Genomic DNA, 25886 nt, shown 5'->3' with positions numbered 1-25886 from the left:
TGAACCGGCCGGCCGCCTGGTCAGCGGGCCGTGTCCACCGCCCGGGTCTCGCGGACCACGGTCACCCGGATCTGGCCCGGATAGGTGAGTTCGTCCTCGATCTGCCGGGCTACGTCGCGGGCGAGCAGGTGGGCGGCGACGTCGTCGACCTCCTCGGGGACGACCATGACCCGCACCTCCCGGCCCGCCTGCATCGCGAACACCCGGTCGACCCCCGGGCGATCACCGGCGATCTGCTCGATCCGTTCGAGCCGCTTCACGTACGACTCGAGGCTGTCGCGGCGCGCCCCCGGTCGGCCGCCGGAGATCTGGTCGGCCGCCTGGGTCAGCACGGCGCACAGGGAGCGGGGCGCGACCTCGTTGTGGTGCGCCTCGATCGCGTGCACGACCTCCTCGGTCTCCCCGTAGCGGCGCGCCACGTCCGCGCCGATGAGCGCGTGGGAACCCTCGACCTCATGCGTCAGCGCCTTGCCGAGGTCGTGCAGCAGGGCCGCGCGNTTCGCCAGGGGCAGCGCCATCCGCAGCTCCGCTGCCATGATTCCGGCGAGGTGAGCGCTCTCGATGAGGTGTGCGAGCACGTTCTGGCCGTAGCTGGTGCGGTAACGCAGCCGCCCGAGCAGAGTGATCAGCTCGGGGTGCATCTCGGAGATCCCGGTCTCGAGCAGCGCGTCCTCGCCGGCCCGCACGCAGCGCTCCTCGACCTCCACCTGGGCCCGCGCGTACTCCTCCTCGATGCGATGCGGGTGGATGCGCCCGTCGGACACCAGCGCCGCCAGCGTGATCCGGCCGATCTCCCGGCGCACCGGGTCGAAGCAGCTCAGCAGGACCGCCTCCGGGGTGTCGTCGATCAGCACGTTCACCCCGGTGACGGACTCGAAGGTCCGGATGTTGCGCCCCTCGCGGCCGATGATCCGGCCCTTCATCTCGTCGCCCGGCAGGTGCAGCACGGTCACGACCGACTCGGTGGTCTGCTCGGAGGCGACCCGCTGGATGGCCGTGGTCACGATCCGGCGGGCTCGCTCCTCTCCCTCCTCCTCGGCCCGCGACTCGATCTCACGGACCAGCAGGGCGGCCTCGCGGCGGGCCTCGTGCTCGATGGTCGAGACCAGCTCCGCCCGGGCCTGGGCGGCGGTCAGCTCGGCGATCCGCTCCAGCGCCGCCTGCCGGGCGGCCTCGACATCCGCCGCCTCGGCCGTCCTGCGGGCCAGCTCGTCCTCCCGGTCGAGCAGATCCTGCTCACGCCCGGCGACCCGGCTGGCGTGTTCGTCCAGACCGGCGGTGCGCTCTTCGACCCGCTGTTCCCGGGCCGCGAGCGCCTCCTCCCGGCCGCGCAGCTCGGCCCGCCGGACTCGTAGTTCGTCCTCGAAGGAGGTCCGGGCCGAGGCGATCTCGGCCCGGGCGGCCTCCAGCTCGACACGGGCCGCGTCGCGCACCGCGGCCTCCGCGCGGGAGGCATCGGCTGCGGCCTCGGCGCGGGCCTGGTTGCGCAGCGAGGCGACCTCGTCCTCGCCACGTCGGCGGATTTCCGCGGCCTCCCGCTCGACCCGGGCGAGCCGCTCCGCGGCCTCACGTTCCGCGCGCGCGACAATCTGCGCCGCCTCCCGCTCGGCCGCCCGCCGCACCGACCCCGACAACTCCGCCGACACCGCTGACACCGCCGACACGGCCGCCGGCTCCCGCGACGCCGGCTCCCGCGACGGCCCATCGACCGATGCCACCTCCGTCGAGGCATCCTGCCTGGTCGCCCCGGTGACGACCGTCTCGGCGATCCGGCCCGCATCCGCGTCGGCGGGCGATCCGGTGGCCGGCGCGGGCGCGCCACCGCCCGTTGCCCCGGGCCCCGACGCGGGTGCCGCATCGTGGCGTGGCGTCCGGGGGGCTGGGGGGTCGGCGCCGGCGTCCGGTGCGGCCGCTGACTCACCGCCGGCCGCAGCGGGAGCGTCATGCGCCTGCTGGTCGCCACCGGCCGCGGACCGGACGGGGGGCAGCACCCGCACCGCGGGTTCGGAGTCGTCGTCGAGCGGAAGCGCGTCGGCCGAGGCCGCGATACCCGAGGAGCTCCGGGCTGCGCGTATCGCGGCGCCGTAATGCCGATCCCCCCGCGCCGTGCGCACCAGCCACGCCACGGCGAGGATAAGCGCGGCGAGCACGACGAGAACGAGTGACAAGAGGATGACGAGAACGCCGTCCACCGCTGCTCCCTCCGCTATCGTCGGACCCGCCCAGGCGGGCTGGATCGGAGCGGCGAAGGACCCACGACCCGGCGCGATCACAGCCGTGGAGGGGCAGCACGCGGACTCCACCATTACGATAAGGAGCCCACGACGGCACGCTGGAGCAGACCATCAACAGTGATGGCCCACCCGGCATAGCGACTCGGACACCCGCTCGCGGCGGCTGCCTCCTTGTGAAGTTGAACGAGCTATCGTCACCGCGTCCCCGCGGGGGATCCTGTCACCTTTCTGGGAGAATAAGTCGGGTCACATTCTCCGGTCAAGAAATTCGTCACATTGACAATCGGCGGAATTCCCGCTAGCGCTCAGGCGGAGGGGTCGAGGTCGCCGTCGTCCCACGTCGTCGGCGGCGGCTCGCCCTCGTCGGCACCGGCGCCGACCTGCTCCTGCACGACCCGGATCGCGAGCTCGGCCGGATAGCCCCGCCGCATGAGCATGGCCAGCAGCCGTCGCGCCCGCGCCTGCTCGGGCAATCGGTCCATCGATCGCAGCCGGCGCCGCACGAGGTCTCGGGCCGTCTCCTCCTCGTCCTCCGCGGCGAGAACGGACGTGGCCGCCTCGACCACGTCCGGCTGGACCCCTCGCCGGCGCAGTTCCGCGGCGAGCGCCTGCCGACCGAGCCCGCGGTGGGTTCGCGCCGAGGACACGAAGGCGGCGGCGAAGGCACCGTCGTCGACGAGCCCGACCGCGGCCAGTCGGTCGAGGACCGTCGCGACGACGTCGTCGGCCACGCCTCGGCGGCGCAGGGTCGTGGCCAGTTCGGCCCTGCTGCGCGCCCGCGTCGCCAGCAGGCGCAGGCAGATCTCCCGCGCGACGACGACCGGATCCGTCGGCCGACCGGCACCGGGATCGCCTGCGGCGTCGGTGCCGGCGGTCAGACGGCGTTCGGCATCGCGCCGACCGGCTCCCACCATCGGTTAGAGGTCGACGGGGACCGGTGCCACAACGTCGGATTCGACGCTGGGCAGGATGCCGAGCTTTTCCTTGATCTTCTTCTCGATCTCGTTGGCCAGGTCGGGATTGTCCCGCAGGAACGACCGGGCGTTCTCCTTGCCCTGGCCGAGCTGGTCGCCGTCGTAGGTGTACCAGGCACCGGACTTGCGGATGATGCCGTGTTCGACGCCCATGTCGATGAGGGANCCCTCGCGGCTGATACCACCGCCGTAGACGATGTCGAATTCGGCGGTCCGGAACGGTGGGGCGACCTTGTTCTTCACCACTTTGACCCGCGTGCGGTTACCCACGGCCTCCGTGCCGTCCTTGAGCGTCTCGATACGGCGGACATCGAGGCGCACCGACGCGTAGAATTTCAGCGCCTTTCCACCGGTCGTGGTCTCCGGCGAACCGAACATGACGCCGATCTTCTCGCGGAGCTGGTTGATGAAAATCGCGGTCGTGCCGGAGTTCGCCAGCGCGGCCGTCATCTTGCGCAGGGCCTGCGACATCAGCCGGGCCTGGAGGCCGACGTGGCTGTCGCCCATCTCACCCTCGATCTCGGCCCGCGGGACCAGCGCCGCCACCGAGTCGATGACGATGATGTCCAGCGCACCGGACCGCACGAGCATGTCCGCGATCTCGAGTGCCTGCTCACCGGTGTCCGGCTGGGAGACCAGCAGGTTGTCGATGTCGACACCGAGCTTCCCCGCGTACTCCGGGTCGAGGGCGTGCTCGGCGTCGATGAACGCCGCGATGCCGCCGGCCGCCTGCGCGTTCGCCACGGCGTGCAGGGCGACGGTCGTCTTCCCGGACGACTCCGGGCCGTAGATCTCGATGACGCGGCCCTTCGGAAGGCCGCCGATACCGAGCGCGACATCCAGCGCGATCGAGCCCGTGGGGATGGCCTGGATCGGCGGCCGGGTGTCGTCCCCCAATCGCATGACTGATCCCTTGCCGAACGCCTTGTCGATCTGCGCNAGGGCATTGTCCAGCGCCTTGTCACGGTCGAGTCCTGCCGCCATTGGAGTTACTCCATGCTGAGGTCGTCGATTCTTGGCCACGGGGGTGACGTTAGGCCGTGGGTCCGACAGTTTCGAGGGCCGGGGGTGATCTGTGGATAAGTGCCCGCATGGGGATAACTCTAGCCGAACAAGCGTTCGACGGATCGGCGACACGCCGATCCGCCCGCTCAACGCTCCCGAGCGGGCACGTCGAACGCGTCGCACACGGCCCGCCACACGGTCTTGGCGTCGTCACCGCGGGCCAGGGCGGCCTCCACCGTCGCGCCGCCGAGCCCCGCGAGCACATGATCGCGGGCAAACGACTCCGCGTAGGCCGAACCGAACCGTGTGTCCATCTTCGCCCAGAACTCGGTCAGCCGCACCTCACCAGTGTGCACCGCCCGGAAAGGACCGGGTCAACCGCCGCCGCGGCGATCGGTCCACGCCTCGGCGGGCATCCGCCGGACCCGAACGCACCCGGCGCAGCCGGGCCGGCCCGGCTGGACCACCGAGCCCGACGGACCGCGGACGCCGGAATCTGTCGGTACCGCGTCGCAGACTGGACGACGTGCCCAGCCGCAGCTCCACCGACCAGCCGGATCCGCTCGCGCCGTTCTCCGCGTCGACGCGGAGCTGGTTCGGCGCGGCCTTCGCCGCCCCGACGCCCGCCCAGCACGGTGCGTGGGGGGCGATCCGCGGGGGCGGCAACGCGCTGGTCGTCGCCCCGACGGGCTCCGGAAAGACGCTCGCCGCGTTCCTGTGGTCCCTGGACACACTTGCCCGTTCGCAGCCGCCGCCCGAGCCGACGCGCCGGTGCCGGGTGCTCTACATCAGCCCGCTCAAGGCGCTCGGCATCGATGTGGAACGCAACCTGCGCGCCCCGCTGGCGGGGATCCGGGGCGCCGCTCAACGCCTTGGCCTGCCCCAGCCCGACATCATCGTGGGCGTCCGTTCGGGCGATACTCCGGCCGCCCAGCGGCGCAGCTTCGGGACCCGTCCGCCCGACATCCTGATCACCACGCCGGAGTCGTTGTTCCTCATGCTGACCAGCGCGGCCCGCGAGGCGCTGCGCGGAGTCCGCACGGTGATCGTCGACGAGGTGCACGCGGTGGCCGGCACCAAGCGCGGCGCCCACCTAGCGCTCAGCCTGGAGCGCCTCGACGCGCTGCTGGAGACGCCGGCGCAGCGGATCGGCCTGTCGGCCACGGTGCGCCCGGTCGAGGAGGTCGCGCGCTTCCTCGGCGGGGCGGCCCCGGTGACGGTGGTCCGGCCGCCGGCGGCGAAGACCCTCGAGATCGAGGTCGTGGTCCCCGTGGCGGACATGACCCACTTGGGCGAGCCGCTCGTCGACGCGCCGTCGGACGGTTCCGCCGCGGCCGCCCCGCCACGGGCGTCGATCTGGCCGGCGGTCGAGGAACGCGTGCTCGACCTGGTGCTGGCGCACTCGTCGACGATCGTGTTCGCCAACTCGCGGCGGCTCGCCGAGCGGCTGTGCGCCCGGCTGAACGAGCTCTACGCCGACCGGTTGGTCGAGGCCGCAGCCGCGGCCGGGGGGCCGGAGTCGAGCCCGGTCGCGGCCGGGCTCGACGGCACCGGGGCAACCCCGGCGCGCGTGGCCCCGGCCGCGATGATGGGCGCGGCTGGCCAGGGCGGCGGCACCGCCGGGTGGCCGGAGGTCGCGCGGGCACACCACGGCAGTGTCAGCCGGGAGCAGCGGTTGCTCATCGAGGATGATCTCAAGGCCGGGCGGCTGCCGGCGGTCGTGGCGACCTCCAGCCTGGAACTGGGAATCGACATGGGCGCGGTCGACCTCGTCGTCCAGATCGGCTCGCCACCCAGCGTCGCCGCCGGCATGCAGCGCGTCGGCCGCGCCGGTCACCAGGTCGACGCCACGAGCCTCGGCGTGGTCCTGCCGCAGCATCGCGGGGACCTGCTCGAGAGCGCCGTGGTCGCCGAGCGGATGCGGGCGGGGGCGATCGAGGAGGTCCACGCTCCGCGTAACCCGCTGGACGTGCTCGCCCAGCAGATCGTGGCGATGACGGCGATGGACGACTGGTCCGTCGACGATCTCGGCGCGCTGGCCCGGCGGGCCGCGTCCTTCACGTCCCTGCCGGCCTCGGTCCTGGAGGCCGTGCTCGACATGCTCGCCGGGCGCTACCCCTCCGATGCCTTCGCCGAGTTGCGTCCCCGCATCACCTGGGACCGAACCACCGGCATCCTGCGTGGCCGGCCCGGCGCGCAGCGGCTTGCGGTGACCAGCGGCGGAACGATCCCCGACCGGGGCATGTTCGGTGTGTTCCTGGTCGGGGAGAAGGCCAGCCGGGTCGGCGAGCTCGACGAGGAGATGGTCTACGAGTCGCGGGTCGGTGACGTCGTGCTGCTCGGCTCGTCAAGCTGGCGGATCGAGCAGATCACCGCGGACCGGGTGCTGGTCACCCCGGCGCCGGGCCGCCCCGGCCGGCTGCCCTTCTGGCACGGCGACGCCCCCGGTCGGCCCGCCGAGCTCGGTCGCGCGCTCGGCGCCTTCCTGCGCGAGGTCGGCCGGCTGCCGGCGCCGGCCGCGGCCGAGCGGGTGCGGGCCGCCGGGCTGGACGACTGGGCCACCGCGAACCTGCTGCGTTACCTCGACGAGCAGCGGGCCGCCGTCGGGCACCTGGGAGACGATCGCACGATCGTCGTCGAGCGGTTCCGGGACGAGATCGGCGACTGGCGCCTCGCCGTGCACTCGCCGTTCGGCGCCCCGGTCAACGCGCCCTGGGCCCTGGCGCTCGGGGCCCGGCTGCGGGAGCGGTACGGCACCGAGGTGCAGATCATGCACACCGACGACGGCATCGTCGCCCGGATCCCGGACGCGGCGGAGGTGCCGGGCGCGGATCTCGCGCTGTTCGATCCGGACGAGATCGACGCGATCGTGCGGGCGGAGATCGGCGGCAGCGCCCTGTTCGCCAGCCGGTTCCGGGAGTGCGCCGGGCGGGCCCTGCTGCTGCCGCGGCGCACCCCCGGGCGGCGGACCCCGCTGTGGCAGCAGCGCCAGCGCAGCGCTCAGCTCCTCACCGTCGCCGCCACGTTCAGCGACTTCCCGATCGTGCTGGAGACGATGCGGGAATGCCTGCAGGACGTGTTCGACACCCCGGCGCTGGTCGGGCTCATGCGTGCGGTGGCAGCCAGATCGCTGCGGGTGGTCGAGGTGGAGACGGCGTCCCCGTCGCCGTTTGCCTCGTCGCTGCTGTTCGGCTACGTCGCCGCGTTCCTGTACGACGGCGACGCACCACTGGCCGAACGCCGCGCCCAGGTGCTGTCGCTGGACAGCTCGCTGCTCGCCGAGCTGCTCGGCGAGGCCGACCTGCGGGAGCTGATCGATCCCGCCGCGCTCGCCCAGGTGACCGCCGAACTCACCCGGCTCGCTCCCGAGCGGCGCGCCCGCGACGCCGAGGGGGTCGCCGACCTGCTGCGCATCGTCGGCGACCTGACCATGCAGGAGGCCATCGACCGGGGCGCCACCCCGGCCTGGCTGGCCGAGCTGGAGCACGATCGCAGGATCCTGCGGGTACGCATCGCCGGTGAGGAACGTTGGGTGCCGGTCGAGGACGCGGGCCGGCTGCGCGACGCCCTCGGCGTCCCCCTGCCGGTGGGGGTGCCCGAGGCGTTCACCCAGCCGGCGCGCGACCCGCTGGGCGATCTGATCTCCCGGTACGCCCGCACCCACGGTCCGTTCGATGCCGAGGAACCGGCGCGGCGTCTGGGACTGGGCACGGCGGTCGTCGTCGGGGTGCTCGAGACCATGACGGCCGAGGGCCGGCTGGTGCGCGGCGAGCTGCATCCCGAGCGCACGGGCATGCAGTGGTGCGACGCCGGGGTGCTGCGCGCGCTGCGCCGGCGCAGTCTCGCCGCGCTGCGCCGCGAGGTCGAGGCCGTGCCGACCCGAGCATTCGGCGCCTTCCTACCCACCTGGCAGGGGGTGACCAGCGGTCGGGGCCGGGGGGTCGACGGCGTGCTGCGGGCCGTCGAACAACTGCAGGGCGTCCTGATCCCGGCGAGCGCCTGGGAGCAGCTCGTCCTGCCAGCCCGGGTCACCGACTACTCCCCCGCGATGCTGGACGAACTGTGCTCCGCCGGCGAGGTCCACTGGGCGGGTGCCGGCGGCCTGCCCGGCGGCGACGGCTGGCTGACGCTGGTAACCGCCGATGCCGCCGCCCTCCTGCTGCCCGCGGCCGACCTCGACGCCGCCGCCGGGCAGCCGCATGCCGCGGTCCTCGACGCCCTCGCGGACGGCGCGGCGCTGTTCTTCCGGGCCCTGTCGGATCGGGTCGGCTCGCTCGACGACACCGCCCTGACCGCGGCCCTGTGGGATCTCGTCTGGGCGGGCCTGATCACCAACGACACTCTCGCGCCGCTGCGCGTCGCCCTGAGTGCCACCGGCGGGACCGCCGGACCCGGGGCGGGGCGACGGGCCCCGCGGCCGCGGCAGTCCCGCTACGGTCGGCCGATGCTGCCGCGGCGGACCGGCCCCCCCACCGCGGCCGGCCGGTGGTCGCTGCTACCCGAGCGCGACGAGGACCCGACCCGCCGTGGCCACGCGCTCGCGGAGGCGCTGCTCGACCGGCACGGCATCGTCACCCGGGGGGCGGTGACCAGCGAGCGCCCGCCCGGCGGTTTCGCCGCGGTCTACCGGGTGCTCAGCGCGTTCGAGGACGCGGGCCGGGCCCGGCGCGGCTACTTCGTCGAGTCGCTGGGCGCCGCCCAGTTCGCCGTGCCCGGCGCGGTCGATCGGCTACGGGCGATCGCCGCAGCGCAGCGCGACGCGGCCCAGGCCCCCTCCTGGGCGCCGCCTCCGATCGGATCCGACCTGGGCACCTCGGCGGATGACGGCGGGCCGTGGGCGCAGGCGGATCCCCGCCGGCCCGCCTCCGCGGTGGGCCGGGCCGGTGCAGGGCCCGCGGCCGTGGTTCTCGCGGCCACCGATCCGGCCAACCCCTTCGGTGCCGCACTGGCGTGGCCGGACCGGCCGGGACCGGGGGTGGACGCGGCGGCCGGGCACCGACCCGGCCGTAAGGCAGGAGCGCTGGTCGTCCTCGTCGACGGCGAACTCGTCCTCTACGTGGAGCGGGGCGGGCGGTCACTGCTGTCGTGGACGGCGGACGAACGCCTCACCGGGACCGCCGTGGACGCCCTGGCCCGCGCCGTCACGGACGGATCACTCGGCCGGCTGACCGTGGAGAAGGCCGACGGGGAGCCGATCGCCGCGAGTGGCCTCGGCGCCGCCCTCGAACGCGCCGGCTTCCATCCGACGCCGCGCGGCCTGCGGCTGCGGGCTTGACCGACCAGGTCGGGGCACGCGAAGAAGGCGGTCGCGGGCCGGCGGTGCGGTCCCTGTGGGACCGACGGATCAGGGCGCTGACCGTCGGTCTCGTCACGATCATCACGCTGGTCGCGTTCGAGGCCCTCGCCGTGGTCACGGTGCTACCGGACGTGGCCGCCGATCTCGACGGCGTCGGCCTGTACGGCTGGGCGACCAGTGCGTTCTTCCTCGGCACGACGGTCGGCATCGTGCTGGCCGGCGCCGGCGCCGACCGGGCCGGGCCGGCCCGCCCGTTCGCCGTCGGGCTGCTGTTCTTCTGCGCCGGGCTGCTGCTCGCCGCCCTGGCGCCGACGATGGGCGTGCTCGTCGTCGGCCGGGGGTTGCAGGGCCTCGGCGGCGGGGCGATCCCGGCGATCGCCTACGCCATGATCGGCCGCGTCTACCCCGCCGAGCTGCGCCCCCGGGTGTTTGCGGTGCTCTCCACCGCCTGGGTGGTGCCGGGCCTCGGCGGGCCGGCGCTGGCCGGCCTGATCGCCGCCCACGCCGGCTGGCGCTGGGTCTTCGGCGGGCTGCTGCCGCTGACCGTCGCCGCGGGGGGCATCCCCTTCCGGGCGCTGCGCGCGCTACCGGGACGGCCGGCTGGCGGGCACGTCCGGATCCCGATCGTCGCGGCGGCGCGGATCAGCGGCGGCGCGGGCCTCGTCCTGGCCGGGCTGACGAACCGCTCGCCGCCCGGCCTGTCACTGATCGCCGCCGGCGTCGCCTGCGGTCTCGGCCCGCTGCGCCGGCTGCTGCCGGCCGGCACCCTACGCCTGCGTCCCGGTGTCCCCGCCGCCGTGGCCGCCCGGGGCTTACTGACCTGGGCCTTCTTCGGCGCGGACACCTTCGTGCCATTGTCGATCACCGCGGTGCGGCACGCGTCGACCACCACGGCGGGACTCGCGGTGTCCACGGCGACTCTGTGCTGGACGGCGGGCTCCTGGACGCAGGCCCGACTCGCCGAGCGCCGGTCGTACCGCGAGCTCATCGGGACGGGACTCGGACTGGTCGCCCTCGGCACGGGCGGGTTCGCCACCGTGCTGCTGCCCGCGAGCGTGCCGTTGGCCGTCCCGATCGCCTGCTGGGGAGTCGCCGGGGTGGGAATCGGTCTGTCGTACTCGACGATCGTCACGCTGGTCCTCGGCGAGACGCCGCCCGACCGGCACGGGGTGGCCAGCACCGCGGTGGCACTCAGCGACAACCTGGGCACCGCGTTCGGCGCCGGAGTGAGCGGTGTGGCGGTCGCGGCGAGCCAGGCGACGACCGGCGCGCCGGACACCGGGCTCGCGGTCGCCTTCGGCCTCACGGTCGGCATCGGGCTGTTCGGCGCGCTCGTGGTCGCCCGGCGGCTCCCGCAACGCCGCTCGCCCCGCCCGGCCGATGCGCCCCAGTCGTGACCGTGACCGGGACCGGGAACGGGACCGGGACCGGGACCGGACCTGCAGCGGCAGGTGACGTGAGGCGTCGAACGGCGGAAGGTGGACGGCGCAGGCATCGGCCACGCAGGCGCGGAGGATGCGGGGGGAGGCGGGGATGCCCGAGGGCGACACCGTGTGGCGGGCGGCCCGGCGGATGGACGCCGCACTCGCCGGCGCGCGGCTGCTGAGCACCGACTTCCGGGTGCCCCACCTGGCCACGGCCGACCTCTCCGGCCAGCGGATCATCGAGGTGGCGGCGCGCGGCAAGCACCTGCTGACCCGGTTCGACGGCGGGCTGAGCCTGCACACCCATTTTCGGATGGAGGGCTCGTGGCACCTCTACCGTCCGGGGGTGGCCTGGTCGGGCGGTCCGGCCTGGCAGATCCGGGTCGTGCTCACCACCGCGGAGCAGGTTGCGGTCGGGTACCGGCTGGCGGTCGTCGAGCTGCTGGCGACGAGCCGCGAACAGGACGCCGTCGGCCATCTCGGCCCGGACGTGCTCGGCGCGGACTGGGATCTGGACGTTGTGGTGGCGGCGCTGCGGGCAACGCCGCAGCGGCAGATCGGTGCCGCGCTGCTCGACCAGCGCATCATCGCCGGCCTGGGCAACATCTGGCGGACCGAGGCCTGCTTTGTCGCCGGGGTGTCACCCTGGACGCCCGTGGGCGACGTACCCGATCTACCGGGACTCGTGCGACGAGCCCAAGCGATGATCAGGACCGGCGCCCACGGTGGGCATCAGGTGACGACCGGGTCAATGCGACCCGGGGAGGAGCACTGGGTCTACGGCCGGGCCGGGCGGCCTTGCCGGCGGTGCGGGAGCCGGATACTCACAGCCGACCAGAGCCGGATACCCGGCCGGGTCGACGACGAGAGCCGGCGCACCACCTGGTGCCCCCGATGCCAGGCCGGACCGGCGGCTCCCGCAGGAGCCGTCGCCCGTCGCGGACGTGCGAACCGAGGCGCCGAGGCGCGCTCCGGCCGCGTCCGCCGGCCTGATGCCGGGGAAGGTGGTGCCTGATGGTGCGTGATGGCGCGTAGTACACGCCCGATCCTGGCGAACCGTCAGTTCCGGGAGAAGGAGATCAGCCGCGCCCGGCCACGGGTGAAGGCACCCTCGGCCGCCTTGAGGCTGATTTCCAGGTCCGCCGCCGCCTCCCGCGTGCTCATCCCGGCCGCCCGCGCCATGATCACCTGACGCTCACGGCCACGCAGCGAACCGGCCCGGGCCAGCAGCCAGCGGGCCTCCGCCCGGTCGCAGACGGCGTCGTCGGGCGCGGGTTCCCACGGCTGCAGGTACCCGCGGACGACCGCCCGCTCCGCGCGCTGACGGGCCCGGTGGTGGTCGACGCACAGGCGCAGCACCGTCGTCGTCAGGAACTGACCGACTCGGCTTGCGTCGAGGTCCCGGAAGCCCGCGGCACGGATGAACGCCTCGTGCACGCAGTCCTCCGCGTCGGCCTTGCTCGGCAGCCGACGGCGAGCGATGTGGATCAGCCGCTCCCGGTGGGGCAGCATCAGCGACCAACGCTGCTCGCTGTAGGGCCGGTCCAGCTCGGCCAGGGACGTTGCAGTTGCCGTCGCGGTTGCGGAATCAACCGGGGGGAACTCCCCGGCAGGGCATGTCACGGTTCAGTCCACCTCTGACTTGCTCGGACCGCGCCACCCCCCAGCGCGATCACGGCCGGCCTGGTGCGCGCCAGCACCAGCAGAACCGCGATGCGCCTTGGTCTTCTATGTCCGCTGAGTGCCAAGCAGCGGACTTTGGACAAGCCGGACATTACACATCCACTCCTGGGCAAGCCAGTCCCGACTTCTCCGTACACGCGGCACGGCCGCCCAACATGCACGCACCGTACGCTCCACGGACCCGGAACCANCGCTCCTACGCCGGAGCAACACCACCAAACGGTGACAAAACGCCGAGAAAGCCAAGAGAATGGCGTTCTCCAGCCCAACGGACCGTATGCCTAATTGCCATTCGTTACGCACCGTATTCAGTGAACCGGCTGTAAACGTGGCGATCTACGACCCGAAGGTGCCACCCAGTCGAATAGACGACACGTGGTCGGAGCCTCGCAGTTCGTACCGGCCCGAGCATGGGTGCTCCAGCCGCGTGCGGCGGGGCTGCGGCAAGCCGGACGGCTAGACGCCCGCGAGATCCCGCAGGGCCGCCGCGTACTCCCGCAGCGCCTCGGTGTCCTCGCGCAGCCTGATCAGGCCGGGTGCCGACGACGACACGGTACCGACCGTCTCGCCGGCCGCGGCGAGCAGGTCGTCGAAGACGGCGACTGACGTCGCCATCGTCGCCACCAGGGCCTCGGTGCTCCGGGCGAGCTCGGCCCGCCGCCCGGGATGGGAGATCGCCCGAACGGCCGCCTCGCAGGCGACGACCCGGGCCGCACCGACGCGCAGCCCGTCGACCAGCTCCGCCGCGCCGGCCACTGCCGTCTGCAGGAACGTTCGGGCCGGGCCCGGGCCGAGGGAACGGGTCATCGCCACGAGCGCGGCCAGCCCCGCCTCCCCGCGGCGCAGCGGCTCGGCGGCCGCAGACCGACGCAGCTCCCACAGGCTCGGCGCGGGGGTACGCGGCAGCGGGAGCCCGTTGTCGGCCCGCCGCAGCAGTCCCAGTTCGCGCCCGGCGAGGGCCGCCCGGGCGAGCGCGGCCCCGCCGGCCACCAGCCAGCCCCAGGAGTCGTACGCCACGGCGGCCACGGGGGTCAGCGCGGCGACCCCGGTCCAGATCGACACGCTGGCCGCCTCCCGCCGCCGGGCCCAGCGCAGCCCGCGCCCGGCCCGGCGCTCGGCCCGCTCCAGCGACCGTCGCTCGACGTCGGCGCCGACCCAGGCCGGCAGAGCGGGTACGACGGCGGCTGCGGCGGCCGCGGTCGCGCGTGCCACGCTGGACCGCCCGTCGAGAAGCGCCTGAACACGATCCCACGCCCGGCCGGGGGCGCCGGGGGAGGCCGCGGGACCGGGGGAGGCTGCGGGACCGGGGGCGCCGGGGGAGTCCGCCCGACCGTCGCGCGTCGGCCAGTCCGTCACCGTCGGCTCCCCACCCGGCTCACGCCGCCGGCCCACCGGGCGCGGACGCGGGCCCGTCGGCGCCCTGCCCGCCCGCGGCAGGCGGTGGCGCGCCCCGGCCGCCGGCGTCGGGCGCCCGGTACGGCTCGCCGTCTGACTGCCCCTTGGTCAGCGACGGCCGCTGCGGGTCGGCCCCGGCACCGAGTGCCGCCGGCGTCCCGCTGCCGAGATCGCCGCGCAGCTCGGCCAGCCGAGACAGGGCCCGGGCGTCCATGGTCGCGCGTCGGACCTCGACCATCCGCGCCTCCATCCCCTGCGAGGCGAGCTCATGGCGACCGAGCGCCACCGCGTAGCGGTGCTCGACCTTGTCGCGGATCTCGGCGAGCGTCGGGGTGTCGCCGGCCGGGGCCAGCGACGACATGCCCTCCATCGCCTGGGTCATCTGCTCCTGCATGGCGGCGTGCTCGATCTGGGTCAGCAGCCGGGCCCGCTCGGCCAGGTGGCGCTGCATCCGCGCCGTGTTGTCCTCGACCGCCGTGCGCGCCTGGGCCGCGGAGGCCGCCGCCTGGCGGTGCAGGTTCTTCAGATCCTCGAGGGAGGTCTCCGCGGAGACGAGCTGGCCGGCGAATGCCTGCGCGGTCTCCTCGTAGCTCGCCGCGGAGACCGGGTCACCCGAGGCCCGCGCGTTATCCGCCAGCAGCAGCGAGGAGCGGGCCGACTCGGTCAGGCCGGCGACCTCCTCGGCCTGACGGGCCAGCCGCATCTCCAGTTGACGCTGGTTTCCCACGACGAGCGCGGCCTGCTGCACGAGCGCCTCGTGCTGGCGGCGCGCCTCCTCGATGGCCTGGTCGATCTGCACCCGCGGGTCGGCCCGCTCGTCGAACTTGCGGTTCGCCGACGCAGAGAGATACCGGGCAATCTTGCGGACGACATTCGCCATACCACGATCGTCGCACGACCTCGGCCCGGTGGTGACCCGGCCGGTACACCAATCGCGTCGTCCATCCGTCAGACGGGCGGGCATCCCGTCAGACGGGCGGGCACAGCGCGGTGCGGCCCCGTCCCTGGCAGACCACGCACGAGCGGCAGGCCGGCACGAAGCCGCCGCGCGCCGTCGCGAAGACGACCAGTTGCTCGCCCAACCCGTTACACGCCTTGCAGACCTGGATCGGCAGGTGCTCCGGGGCTGCGTCATCCTCCTCGGGTTGCGAGGCGGTGCTCACCTGATCTTCTCTCCCTGCGGGCCAGGCCCGGGAGCCATGCCCGGGGGGACGACGACCGACTCAAGCTGCACCGTGAGAACTACCCGGGGAGAGNGGCAGACCGACCCGCGCGCCGCCACCGGAGTCGCCCGTTCGGGCCGGTGGTCCTGGTGGCGGCGGCCCCGGTGGCGGGCCGGGCTCAGACCATCGCCTGGAACATCCAGTGCTGTTCCTCCAGCTCGCGCACGACGTCGATGACCAGATCCTGGGTGACCGGGTCGGGCTGCTCNGTCGCGTCCATCCGGATGCGCATACGGGTGACGACTTCGGCGAGCACGTCGGCGATGAGCCGGACCACCTTCTCGTCGGCGAGATAACCGACCTCGACTCCGTGCAGATGGGTGCCGCGGGCGACGGTCGACGACTGGCCGTCCGGGTTCGCCCCGATGGCTACGGCCCGTTCGGCGACGGCGTCCGCGTAGCGGCGGGCCAGCTCCACGATCTCATCGAGCTGGCGGTGCACACTGCGAAAGTTCCGGCCGATGACGTTCCAGTGCAACTGCTTCGCGAACAGGGACAGATCAATCAGATCGACCAAGGCGCCCTGCAACGCCTCGCCGGTGACGGAACGGGCCTCGTCGGACAGCGGGCTACGGATCGCACTCATGCTCGTCCTCTCGGGTCGGAGCCGCTTGCGTTCCTTGGCGTGCCCCGGAAAGAGATCCGTACGCGGAGCTCCCGGTACCGTCCCACTCCGTCACCGAAGACCGTCGACGCACAGGAACCATGCTAGTGCGGACCACAGCACACGAAGCCTGGCCGGCCTCGAACACCGGCAGTGACCAGCGGGAGGTCGCACGCGAAGACCGGCCCAAGGCAGGGCCTGCGGCCGTCGAGCGGGCGCGACCGGGAGAGCTCAGGCAGCCCGATCCACGACCGTCGGGCGGGCCGGCACCACGACCGTGGCCCCGCCGACGCCCGCACCCACCGCCAGCTCGGCGAGCTCCAGGTCCTCGCTCACCTCGCGCAGCAGGTCCGCGAGCCGGACTCCCAACGCCTCGCAGATGGCTGCGAGCAGCTCGGAGCTGGCCTCCTTCTGCCCACGCTCCACCTCGGAGAGGTAGCCCAGCGACACCCTGGCCGCCGAGGACACCTCCCGGAGCGTGCGGTGCTGATCCTGACNGCGGCGGCGCAACGCCTCGCCGATCATGCGTCGGAGCAGGACCATCGAGCCTCCTCCTTCGTCCGCGGGATGCGTTCACCGTATACCCACCACCGTGGCCCTCGGGCCCTCGTTGATGGGACTGTAACTGTGTAAGCACCTCGGGTCCGGCGATTACTCCCGCGACCCGCTGGCGGTGTCGTCACCGAAGGTGGCGATCTCGCTGCCCGGCAGTCCCGCCAGAGTACGCCGCACCAGGTCCAGAGCGGTCACGGCGGCGAAGGCACGCACCCGCGTGCGATCGCCGGGCAGACGGAGCGAGCGGGTGATCGTCCCGTCCGGGCCCGAGAGGCCCAGGTGCACCGTACCCGCCGGCTTGCCCTCCAGCTCCCCCGGCCCGGCGACACCCGTGGTGGCCAGCCCATAGTCGGCACCGAGGCGTGCCCGCACTCCGGCCGCCATCGCCGCGGCGGTGTTGGCCGACACCGCCCCCTCGGCGGCGAGCAGGGCCTGATCGACCCCGAGCGCCGACGCCTTGACGTCGGTCGCGTAGGATACGACGCCACCGCGGAACACCACACTTGCCCCGGGCACGTCGGTCAGCCGGCCCGCGAGCAGCCCGCCGGTGATGGACTCGGCGACGGCGAGCGTCGCCGACCGCGCGCGCAGCAACCCCAGCACGACGCTCTCCAGCGAGTCCTCCTCGCCGCCGTACACCCCGGCGCCGAGCGCCGTGCGCGCCGCGGCCTCCACCGGGGCGATCAACGTCTCGGCCTCGGCCCGGTCGCGTGCCCGGGCGGTGATGCGAACCCGGGTCTGGCCGCCGCTGGCCAGGAACGCGATCCGCGGGTTGCCGATCGGCGCCAGCCGGTCGACCTCGGCCGCGAGCGCCTCGGCGACCACCGACTCCCACATCCCCGCCGTGCGTAGCACCCGGTGCACGACCACCGCCGGCTGGCCCGCGCGGCGCAGGATGTCGGGCAGGACGCTGCCGGTGAACATGTCGTTCATCTCGAAGGGCACGCCCGGCATGGCGTACACGACGCCCGTGCCGATCTCCATCCGGATGCCCGGTGCCGTGCCCGGCCCGTTGGGCAGCGGCTGCGCTCCCACGGGCAGGTCCGCCTGCCGGTAGTTCATCACCGGGACGTCGCGGGCGGCGCGCCGGCCCATCGTCCGGAACCGCCGACGCAGCTCGGCCTCCAGGAAGTCGTCGCGGCGCAGCTCGACGCCGGCCGCCGCGGCGATGCCCTCGCGGGTCAGGTCGTCCTGGGTCGGCCCGAGACCACCGGTCATCACGACGGCGTCGGCGCGCTCCAGCGCCACCCGGATCGCCGTGGCGATCACGTCGACGTCGTCGCCGACGACCGTGGACGTCGCGACCGTCACCCCGACGTCGGCGAGCTGGCGGCCGAGCCACGCGGCGTTGCCGTTCACGATGTCGCCGTAGAGGAGCTCGTCCCCCACCGCCAGCAGCTCAGCGCGCATCCGTCAGCCCCTCGTCGTCGGTGATGCCCGTCCCGGCCGCGGGCTCGCCGGTGGCGCCGCGCGCGGCGCGGCGCCGCAGCGCGAGCGCCCGGTACACGTAGTCGACCCCGGTGACGACGGCGACCACCACCCCCGCGGCGAGGATCACCGCCCGGCTGGTCGCGGCGACCCCTGCCAGCGGCAGCACGTAGAGCCCGATCGCCACGTTCAGCAGCAGCGTCTTCGCCTTGCCCCCGCGGCTCGCGGCGATCACCCCGAAGCGGATCACCCACAGCCGCAGCAGCGTGACCCCGACCTCGCGCAGCAGGATCACCGCCGTCACCGGCCACGGCAGCTCCCCGAGCACGGACAGCGAGATCAGCGCGGCGCCGGTCAGCGCCTTGTCGGCGATCGGGTCGACGAGGATGCCGAAGTCGGTGACCAGCTGCCAGTGGCGGGCGATGGACCCGTCGACCTGGTCGGTGATCGCGGCGACGGCGTAGGCGACGAAGGCCGCGTACCGCCATCCGTCGTCGTCGGGGCCGGCGAACAGCAACAGCACGAAGACCGGCACGAGGATCAGCCGGATGATCGTCAGCAGGTTGGCGACGTTGAGCACGGACACGCTCGGACGCGGGGCCGGACCGTTCACGGCGGCGATGGGACCGCCGATGCCGGCGGCGCCCGGCTCGGGCGAGGCCGACGAGAGGTCGACGGGTGGCAGCTCACGGATGGGCTGGCCGGCCGGCGACGGCCGCCGCCCGCCGACGCCGCCCGGGGCGTCGGCTTCGGGGGCCGTCACGTCCCATCCGCGCCGGGCCGGCCCACCAGGACCGACGCCCGCGCCCCGCTTGCCCGCGCCCCGGTTGCCGACGGCGCGGCCTCGCCCCGACCGGCCGAGGGGCGGGCCCGGTCGAGCACCGCGGTGAACTCGGCGACCAGGTCGACCCCTTCGGACGCGACGACCCGGGCCTCGATCAGGTCCCCCACCTCGACACCGGGCAGACCGGCGCCGGGCAGGCCCCCGGCGGACGGGCCAGCCGCCGCGGCGGGGCCGGGCAGTCGGACCATGCACGAGCCGTCGGCATCGGGCTGCTGGTGTCCGGCACATCCGGCGGCGATCCCGTCGGCGACCTCCTCGACGAGGACCTCGACCCGGCTGCCGATCCGCTCCTGCGCCCGGGCGGCGGTGAGCTGTTCGACGAGATCGGTGATCTGTACCCGGCGTCGCTCGATCTCCTCATCGGCGATCTTGCCTGGCAGCGAGACCGCCTCGGTGCCCTCCTCGTCCGAATAGCCGAACACACCGACCGCGTCGAGCTCGGCGGNCTCGAGGAACTCCGCCAGGATGTCGACGTCCGCCTCGGTCTCGCCGGGAAAGCCGACGATGACGTTCGATCGGGCGCCGAGGCCGGGCAGCAGACGGCGACCGCGCTCGAGCAGGTCGAGGAAGTGCTCGGAGCCGCCGAACCGGCGCATCCGGCGCAGCACCGCCGGGCTGGCGTGCTGGAACGACAGGTCCAGATAGGGGGCGAGACCCGGCGTGGTCAGCAGCGCCTCGAGCAGCGACGGGCGCAGCTCCGCCGGCTGCAGGTAGACCGTGCGCACCCGCACGATGCCCGGCACGGCGGCAAGCTGCGGCAGCATCTTCTCCAGCGCCCGCAGGTCACCGAGGTCCTTGCCGTAGGACGTCGAGTTCTCGCTGACCAGCACCAGCTCGCGCGCGCCCTCGCCGGCCAGCCACTCCGCCTCGGCGAGGACGTCGTCGACGGGACGGGACACGTGCGAGCCGCGGAACGACGGGATCGCGCAGAACGCGCACCGCCGGTCGCAGCCGCTGGAGATCTTCAGGGCGGCGACCGGCCCCGCCGTCAACCGGCGACGACCCGGGGCACCCACCGCGCCCCCGCCCACGGCGCTCCCATCAGGTGCGCCGCTCGCCGGCCCGCCGGCGGTCCGCCCGCCGGCGCCGGCGTGCCCGGGAACATGCACGGCGACGTTCGCCGAGGCGCCCCGCTCCACCGGGGTGATCGGCAGCAGGGTGCGCCGGTCACGCGGGGTGTGGGCGGGCACGGTGGCGCCGCCGAGGACCGCCTCGAGATGCTCACCGATGCTCGGGTACGCGTCGAAGCCCAGCACCGCGTCGGCCTCGGGCAGGCTCGCCGCCAGCTCGTTGCCGTAGCGCTCCGCGAGGCAGCCGACGGCCACCACCGCACGCGGGCCCGCGCCGGCCGATTCGCCGCCGCCGGCCCGCAGGTCGTCCACGGCCAGCAGGGCGTCGATGGAGTCCTTCTTCGCCGCGTCGACGAATCCGCAGGTGTTGACCAGCACGGCGTCGGCGTCGGCGGCCTCTGCGACCAGCTCCCAGCCCTGGGCGGCGAGCCGGCCGGCGAGCTCCTCCGAATCCACCTCGTTCCGGGAACAACCGAGCGTGACGAGAGCTACCCGGCGCGGGACGTGAGTGGACACCAGGTCAGGCTACCGGGGTGACGGCACCCGGCGCCGCACCAGCCCGACATGGCCGACTCGCACAGGTAGCCGACTCGCACAGGTTGGGAGCCTCCCGGGCGGACCCGGTGCAGATCGACCGGCAGGCCGCCGGTGGCACCGGGTCGCCGCGCCCGCCGTCGCCGCGCCCGCCGGCCGGCCGCGATCAGTCCACCGACGCGATGGGCGCGGTGGCGAGCGCGGACGGCGGCGGGCCCGCGGCGAGGGGGCTGCGGCCGGCCTGCCCGACCTCGCACTCGCCGGAGGCGACCACGCTGACCCGAATCGTCACCACCTGACCGGCACCGCCGGAGGGCCCGAGATTCCGGCCGTTGCAGGACACGTCGACCGCGCCCGCGTTGCCCATCCTGATGTTCAGCGCCCCCGGCGCCGTGAGAGTGCGGCTGTCGCCGGAGCGCAGGAGCTGCGCGAGCAGCACGTGGCGGTCGTCGTCACGCACCTCCAGCCAGCTCTGCGCGTCGCGCGCCGCCACCACGACGTTCACCCCCGACGGGGGGGAGGTAGTGGGAGCGGGGACGGGCGCGCTGCTCGGCGCCGCGGTCGGTGCCGGCGCGGTCGGCGGGGGCGCCGCGGCGTCGCCCTGCCGGGTGGACCCGGATGAGCCGGCCGACCCCGAGCCCGGCACCAGCAGGGCGATGACCGCGATCAGGCACACCGCGGCCAGCGACACGATCATCGCGGTGCCCCAGCGGAACCCGCCGCGCCGGCGCCGGGTTCCGCCTCGCAACGGGTCGAACTCGCCGGGCGGGGCGCCGAGCACCGGCCCGGTCAACGCCTCGTGCGAGGCGTCGTAGGCGGCGAGCACGGGGCCGGGGTCGAGGCCGAGGCTGGTGGCGATGCTGCGCAGGTGGCCGCGGGCGTAGACCGTGCCGCCGCAACGGGAGTAGTCGTCCCGTTCGATCTGGTCGATCAGGCTTGCCCGCACCCGAGTGCGCTCACTGACCTCGTCGATCGTCAGGTTGCGCTCGCGACGGGCCGCGGCGAGCAGCGAGCCGGCGCTGGCCGGCTGCGGATCGTCCACGGATTGCATGAGCGACCTCCGCAAGCGTGAATTTCTGCCTACCGTGGAGGCACCGGCTCAGTTTACGGTCCGTCACCCGGCCTCGAAAGCGCAGACCCGGCCACCGGCACTTCCTAGCCGCTACGCAGGGTCGTCAGCAGGCCTTCGAGTTCGTCGGGCATGACCAGCACGTCGCGCGCCTTGGAACCCTCACTGGCTCCGACGATGCCCCGGCTCTCCATCAGGTCCATCAGCCGGCCCGCCTTGGCGAACCCGACGCGCAGCTTGCGTTGCAGCATGGACGTGGAGCCGAACTGGGTGCTCACCACAAGCTCGACGGCCTGCAGGAACAGCGCCAGATCGTCGCCGATCTCCTCGTCTATCTCCTTCTTCGNCTCGCCGCCCCCGTCGAACACATCCTCCCGGAATGCCGGCGGCGCCTGTTCCTTGGTGTGGTCGACGATCGCGGCGATCTCGTCCTCGGAGACGAATGCCCCCTGGATACGCGCCGGTTTGCCCGCGCCCATGGGAAGAAACAGCGCATCGCCCAGTCCGACGAGCTTCTCCGCCCCGGCCTGGTCGAGAATCGTGCGGCTGTCGGCGAGCGACGCGGTGGCGAACGCGAGCCGGGACGGAACGTTGGCCTTGATCAGACCGGTCACCACGTCCACCGACGGGCGCTGGGTGGCGAGCACGAGGTGGATGCCGACCGCGCGGGCCATGGCGGTGATCCGGCAGATGGCGTCCTCGACGTCGCGCGGGGCGACCATCATCAGGTCGGCGAGCTCGTCGACGATCGTCAGGATGTACGGGTACGGCGTGTACACCCGTTCGGAGCCGGGCGGGGCGACGATCTCCCCGTTGCGGACCTTGCGGTTGAAGTCGTCGACGTGACGCACCCCGCAGGCGGCGAGATCCTCGTAACGGTTCTCCATCTCCTTGACAACCCACTGCAGCGCGTCGGCCGCCTTCTTCGGGTTCGTGATGATCGGCGTGATCAGGTGCGGGATGCCCTGGTAGTTCGTGAGCTCGACCCGCTTGGGGTCGACGAGGACCATGCGCACCTGGTCCGGCGTCGCCCGCGCCAGCACCGAGGTGATGAGCGTGTTGATGCACGTCGACTTCCCGGCGCCGGTGGCCCCGGCGATGAGGATGTGCGGCATCTTCGCCAGGTTCGCCAGCACGTAGCCGCCCTCGATGTCCTTGCCGAGGCCGACGACCAGCGGGTGGGCGTTGGCGAGCGCCTCACCGCTGCGCAGTACGTCGCCGAGCGACACCAGTTCCCGGTCGGTGTTGGGGATCTCGACGCCGACCGCGCTCTTGCCCGGGATCGGGCTGATGATCCGCACGTCCGGGCTCTTCACCGCGTACGCGATGTTCTTCGCAAGCTGGGTGATCCGCTCGACCTTCACCGCGGAACCCAGCTCGACCTCGTACCGGGTCACCGTCGGGCCGCGGGTGAAACCGGTGACCCGGGCATCGACCTTGAACTGGGCGAAGACATCGGTGAGCGAGGCGATCACGCCGTCGGTCGCGGCGGAACGGACCTTCGGCGGCGTGCCGGAACGCAGCAGCGTCGGCGACGGCAGGGTGTAGTCCCCGTCGGCCGGCGGGACCAGGTGCTCGATCTCGTCCGGGGCGCTCGGGGACCCCGGCCCGGGCACGCCGGTCGCCGTGTCCGCGGCGCCGCCGGTCACCTTCGCCGCCCGCGTCCGCCCGCGTCGGGCCGCGGCCGCCGAACGCGCCGCCGAGGCGGCCCCCGCGCCGGCCGGGCCGGCCGCCAGGTCCTCGTCGTCGGGGCCGCCGACGTAGCCGGTGTCGGCCTCGGGGCCGGCGAGCTCCCCGAACAGGTCGAGGCCGAGGTCGCCGGCCGCGGACACGCCGTCGACCGCCTCGGCGTCCGCGGCGACACCGCGCCGGGAGCGCGGCCGGGACCGGCCGCCACCCTGCCCGGCCTCGATGTCGAACACCTCGTGCGGACCCGGATCGTCCGGGCCCGCGCCGCCGACGCCGCCCGCACCGTCCAGACCCGCACCGACCGGGCTCGCCCCGTCCGATCCGGGGAGCGCGGCGCCCGCCCGGCTCCGGCGACGGCCCCGGGCCGGCCGGGCGCCACCCGCGGCGTCCGGGTCAAGCAGATCGTCGGCGAACGCCGGATCGTCAAGATCGTCGTCGTAGTCGGAGTCGTAGCCGTCGTCGAGGCGCGCCTCGGGATCGCGCACCCCGGCGGTGAGCCGCTCGACGAGCCCGGCGAGCCGCTCGGGCACCTGCCGGATCGGCGTCGCGGTGATCACCAGCACGCCGAACGCCGCGATCAGCAGCAGCAGCGGGACGGCGACGAACGGCGTCACGGCGCTCGCGAGGGGCCGCCCGCCGAGCAGGCCGACGAGGCCGCCGGCACCCCGGACCCGCCCGACGCCGTCGGAGAAGTCGGGCAGCCCGCGGGCGATGTGCACGACGCCGAGCAGGCCGACCCCGAGTGCGGCCCAGCCGATCACCACCCGACCGCGGCTGTCGGGATCGCTGGGCGCGCGCACGAGCCGCCAGGCGGCCCCCAGACCGAACAGGGGCAGCGCCCACGCCCCGGCGCCGACGAACAGTTCCAGGACGGCGGCGACGAAGGAGCCGACGGGCCCGCCCGCGGAGAACCAGACCGCGACGGCGGCCAGGATCGCCCCGCCGAAGGCCGCGAGCCCCAGCCCATCGCGCCGGTGGGCGGGATCGATGCGCAGGTCGCGAGCGCCCCGCCCGGTCCGGCGCAGCATGGTGCCGAGCAGCGTCGCCGCCGCCATCCACACCTGGTAGACGGTCCGGACGACGGCCTGGCCGACCATCAGGGTCAGCGGCGGGCGGCGCTGCCGGTCCTGCGCCTTCGCCCGGCCTGCGGGCGCGGACCGGGTGGGTCCCCCGGGCCGCGCCGTGCGGCCGCCCGCGGGTGCGCGGGCCTTGCCGCCGGAGGTCGGGCGGCTCTTGCCGCCCGCGCCACCGCGCGTTGCTGTCGGACGCCCATCGCCCCCCGGCGGGGACGTGGCCGTCCCCGTCTGCACACGCGTACGCGCGCCGCTGGTACGTGTGGCCACCGTCGAAACGGTACACAGGGAAGCGACCGAGTCCCTGCAACCCCGACGAACCGGGCGTGCCGTGCTGGGCACATCCACCCGCACGGGCGGGCGAGGACGGGCCACCCCGCCGGATCAGACCTCCAGAACCACCGGAACGATCATCGGCCGACGGCGGTAGTGCTCGTTGACCCAGCGGCCGACCGTGCGCCGCACGAGCTGCTGCAGGGCCGAGGTGTCGTTCATCCCGCCGCGCATCGCGTCCGCGAGCCCGTCACTGACCAGCCGGGCCACCGAGTCGAACGTGGCGGGCGAGTCGGTGAAGCCGCGGGCGGACAGGTCGGGACCGACGACGACCTTGCCGGCGGCGGCGTCCACCACGACGGTGATCGTGATGAACCCCTCCTCACCGAGGATCCGGCGGTCCTTCAGGCTCGGTTCACCGACGTCGCCGACCGCGGCACCGTCGACGTAGACGTAGCCGCAGGGCACCGCGCCGGTGATCCGCGCACGGCCGTCGATCAGGTCGATGACCATGCCGTCCTCGGCGAGAACCACGTGGTCCGGCGGCACGCCGGTGGCCTCGGCGAGCTTCGCGTGCGCCCGCAGATGACGCCATTCGCCGTGTACCGGCATGACGTTGGACGGCCTGGTGGCGTTGAGGACGTAGAGCAGCTCGCCCGCGGGGGCGTGGCCGGAGGTGTGCACCTTGGCGACACCCTTGTGGACGACCTTCGCGCCGTAGCGGNTCAGGCCGTTGATGACCCGGAAGACCGCGTTCTCGTTGCCGGGGATGAGGCTGGACGCCAGCACGACGGTGTCCCCGGCCTGGATGCGGATCTGGTGGTCGCGGTTGGCCATCCTGGACAGCGCCGACAGCGGTTCGCCCTGCGACCCGGTGGAGATCAGGCAGATGTTGCGGTCGGGAAGCGAGTCCACGTCCCGGGCCTCGACGATCAGACCCGGNGGCACCCGCAGCAGTCCGAGGTCACGCGCGACGCCCATGTTGCGCACCATCGAACGGCCGACGAAGCAGACCGAGCGGCCGTGCGCCTCGGCGGCGTCGAGGACCTGTTGCACCCGGTGCACGTGGCTGGCGAAGCAGGCGATGATGATCCGGCGGGTCGCGTCCCGGAACACCCCGTCGAGCACCGGGGCGATCTCCCGCTCCGAGGCGACGAACCCGGGCACCTCGGCGTTGGTCGAGTCGGACAGCAGCAGGTCCACGCCCTCGCGACCGAGCCGGGCGAAGCCACCGAGGTCGGTGAGCCGACCGTCGAGCGGGAGCTGGTCCATCTTGAAGTCGCCGGTGTGCAGGACGAGGCCGGCCTCGGTGCGGATGGCGACGGCCACCGCGTCCGGGATCGAGTGGTTGACCGCGAAGAACTCGCACTCGAACGGCCCGTAGGTGTGCCGCTCCTCCTCGCGGATCTCCTGCGTGACCGCCTTGATCCGGTGCTCGGCGAGCTTCGCGTTCAGCAGCGCCAACGTGAGGCGGGTGCCGATGATCGGGATGTCGCGGCGCTCCCGCAGCAGG

17 protein-coding genes and 10 pseudogenes are annotated in these 25886 nt (G+C 73.8%); 3 read left to right on the top strand and 24 right to left on the bottom strand.

Features of this window, described 5'->3' with window-relative positions:
• Nucleotides 1-20: 20 nt before the first annotated feature.
• The 7 genes and pseudogenes from UK82_RS37800 to UK82_RS14560 form a co-directional block, all read right to left on the bottom strand.
• Nucleotides 21-497: pseudogene (locus UK82_RS37800) on the bottom strand (HDIG domain-containing metalloprotein); the annotation flags it as partial.
• A gap of 1 nt (nt 498) precedes the next feature.
• A partial coding sequence (locus tag UK82_RS14575; protein WP_236705937.1) for an Rnase Y domain-containing protein occupies nt 499-2192 on the bottom strand: 1694 nt, incomplete at its 3' end.
• A gap of 347 nt (nt 2193-2539) precedes the next feature.
• Complete coding sequence (gene recX, locus UK82_RS14570) at nt 2540-3148, bottom strand: recombination regulator RecX (RefSeq protein WP_044883783.1); 609 nt, start codon at nt 3146-3148, stop codon at nt 2540-2542.
• A 3-nt stretch (nt 3149-3151) separates the two neighbouring features.
• Nucleotides 3152-3373: pseudogene (locus UK82_RS37795) on the bottom strand (DNA recombination/repair protein RecA); the annotation flags it as partial.
• A gap of 1 nt (nt 3374) precedes the next feature.
• Nucleotides 3375-4147 (bottom strand): annotated as a pseudogene (gene recA, locus UK82_RS14565) (recombinase RecA); the annotation flags it as partial.
• A gap of 1 nt (nt 4148) precedes the next feature.
• Nucleotides 4149-4192, bottom strand: a 44-nt coding sequence (locus UK82_RS41500; RefSeq protein WP_255354296.1) for a hypothetical protein, incomplete at its 3' end; no start/stop codon positions are given.
• Between the two features lie 167 nt (nt 4193-4359).
• Nucleotides 4360-4554, bottom strand: a complete 195-nt coding sequence (locus UK82_RS14560) for a DUF3046 domain-containing protein (protein WP_044883859.1) — start codon at nt 4552-4554, stop codon at nt 4360-4362.
• A gap of 185 nt (nt 4555-4739) precedes the next feature.
• Between UK82_RS14560 and UK82_RS14555 the strand changes: the two genes are divergently transcribed.
• The 3 genes from UK82_RS14555 (at nt 4740) to UK82_RS14545 (ending at nt 11948) form a co-directional block, all read left to right on the top strand.
• The gene (locus tag UK82_RS14555) at nt 4740-9488 is read left to right on the top strand and encodes an ATP-dependent helicase (RefSeq protein ID WP_055407696.1); all 4749 of its coding nucleotides are present in this window, start codon (nt 4740-4742) and stop codon (nt 9486-9488) included.
• Entirely contained in the window at nt 9485-10906 is a 1422-nt protein-coding gene (locus tag UK82_RS14550) for an MFS transporter (protein WP_055407694.1), read from the top strand. The genes UK82_RS14555 and UK82_RS14550 overlap by 4 nt, the downstream gene beginning before the upstream one ends.
• 136 nt (nt 10907-11042) lie before the next feature.
• Complete coding sequence (locus UK82_RS14545) at nt 11043-11948, top strand: DNA-formamidopyrimidine glycosylase family protein (protein WP_044883787.1); 906 nt, start codon at nt 11043-11045, stop codon at nt 11946-11948.
• A 44-nt stretch (nt 11949-11992) separates the two neighbouring features.
• Here the strand turns inward: UK82_RS14545 and UK82_RS14540 are convergent, their stop codons facing one another.
• The 17 genes and pseudogenes from UK82_RS14540 to UK82_RS37765 form a co-directional block, all read right to left on the bottom strand.
• Nucleotides 11993-12556: an RNA polymerase sigma factor gene (locus UK82_RS14540; protein WP_011606798.1), complete on the bottom strand. Its 564-nt coding sequence runs from the start codon at nt 12554-12556 to the stop codon at nt 11993-11995.
• Between the two features lie 516 nt (nt 12557-13072).
• Complete coding sequence (locus tag UK82_RS14535; RefSeq protein WP_052680967.1) at nt 13073-13972, bottom strand: phage shock envelope stress response protein PspM; 900 nt, start codon at nt 13970-13972, stop codon at nt 13073-13075.
• A gap of 19 nt (nt 13973-13991) precedes the next feature.
• Nucleotides 13992-14891 (bottom strand): PspA/IM30 family protein, encoded by a 900-nt coding sequence (locus tag UK82_RS14530; RefSeq protein ID WP_044883788.1) that lies wholly within the window; start codon nt 14889-14891, stop codon nt 13992-13994.
• 88 nt (nt 14892-14979) lie between these two features.
• Entirely contained in the window at nt 14980-15174 is a 195-nt protein-coding gene (locus UK82_RS14525; protein WP_044883789.1) for a hypothetical protein, read from the bottom strand.
• Between the two features lie 178 nt (nt 15175-15352).
• A pseudogene (locus UK82_RS37790) lies at nt 15353-15442 on the bottom strand (DNA starvation/stationary phase protection protein); the annotation flags it as partial.
• 1 nt (nt 15443) lies between these two features.
• The coding region (locus UK82_RS14520; RefSeq protein ID WP_236705936.1) for a Dps family protein at nt 15444-15820 on the bottom strand (377 nt) is incomplete at its 3' end.
• 249 nt (nt 15821-16069) lie between these two features.
• A pseudogene (locus UK82_RS14515) lies at nt 16070-16335 on the bottom strand (helix-turn-helix domain-containing protein); the annotation flags it as partial.
• A gap of 154 nt (nt 16336-16489) precedes the next feature.
• The gene (locus UK82_RS14510; protein ID WP_044883791.1) at nt 16490-17803 is read right to left on the bottom strand and encodes a competence/damage-inducible protein A; all 1314 of its coding nucleotides are present in this window, start codon (nt 17801-17803) and stop codon (nt 16490-16492) included.
• A complete protein-coding gene (locus UK82_RS14505; protein WP_370657110.1) occupies nt 17793-18584 on the bottom strand; it encodes a CDP-alcohol phosphatidyltransferase family protein in 792 nt (263 codons plus the stop codon). Before UK82_RS14505 ends, UK82_RS14510 begins: the two co-directional genes overlap by 11 nt.
• A pseudogene (locus tag UK82_RS37785) lies at nt 18581-19110 on the bottom strand (30S ribosomal protein S12 methylthiotransferase RimO); the annotation flags it as partial. The pseudogene UK82_RS37785 and the gene UK82_RS14505, both read right to left, overlap by 4 nt.
• Before the next feature lies 1 nt (nt 19111).
• On the bottom strand, nt 19112-20251 hold a 1140-nt coding region (locus UK82_RS14500; protein WP_236705935.1), incomplete at its 3' end, for a radical SAM protein.
• 184 nt (nt 20252-20435) lie between these two features.
• Nucleotides 20436-21320 carry a helix-turn-helix domain-containing protein gene (locus UK82_RS14495; protein WP_044883793.1) on the bottom strand — a complete coding sequence of 295 codons (885 nt, stop codon included), beginning with the start codon at nt 21318-21320 and terminating at the stop codon, nt 20436-20438.
• A 104-nt stretch (nt 21321-21424) separates the two neighbouring features.
• Nucleotides 21425-21684 (bottom strand): annotated as a pseudogene (locus tag UK82_RS37780) (DNA translocase FtsK); the annotation flags it as partial.
• Nucleotide 21685: 1 nt separating this feature from the next.
• Nucleotides 21686-24124: DNA translocase FtsK (locus UK82_RS14490; protein WP_236705934.1), on the bottom strand; the 2439-nt coding region annotated here is incomplete at its 3' end.
• 360 nt (nt 24125-24484) lie between these two features.
• Nucleotides 24485-25097: pseudogene (locus UK82_RS37775) on the bottom strand (MBL fold metallo-hydrolase RNA specificity domain-containing protein); the annotation flags it as partial.
• Between the two features lies 1 nt (nt 25098).
• A pseudogene (locus UK82_RS37770) lies at nt 25099-25315 on the bottom strand (RNase J family beta-CASP ribonuclease); the annotation flags it as partial.
• Between the two features lies 1 nt (nt 25316).
• Nucleotides 25317-25886: pseudogene (locus UK82_RS37765) on the bottom strand (RNase J family beta-CASP ribonuclease); the annotation flags it as partial.

The sequence above is a fragment of the Frankia sp. ACN1ag genome, from assembly GCF_001414035.1.
Lineage (GTDB): Bacteria > Actinomycetota > Actinomycetes > Frankiales > Frankiaceae > Frankia > Frankia torreyi.
Note: the sequence above shows the minus strand (reverse complement) of the source record. Positions and strands in the feature narration are given on the sequence as shown.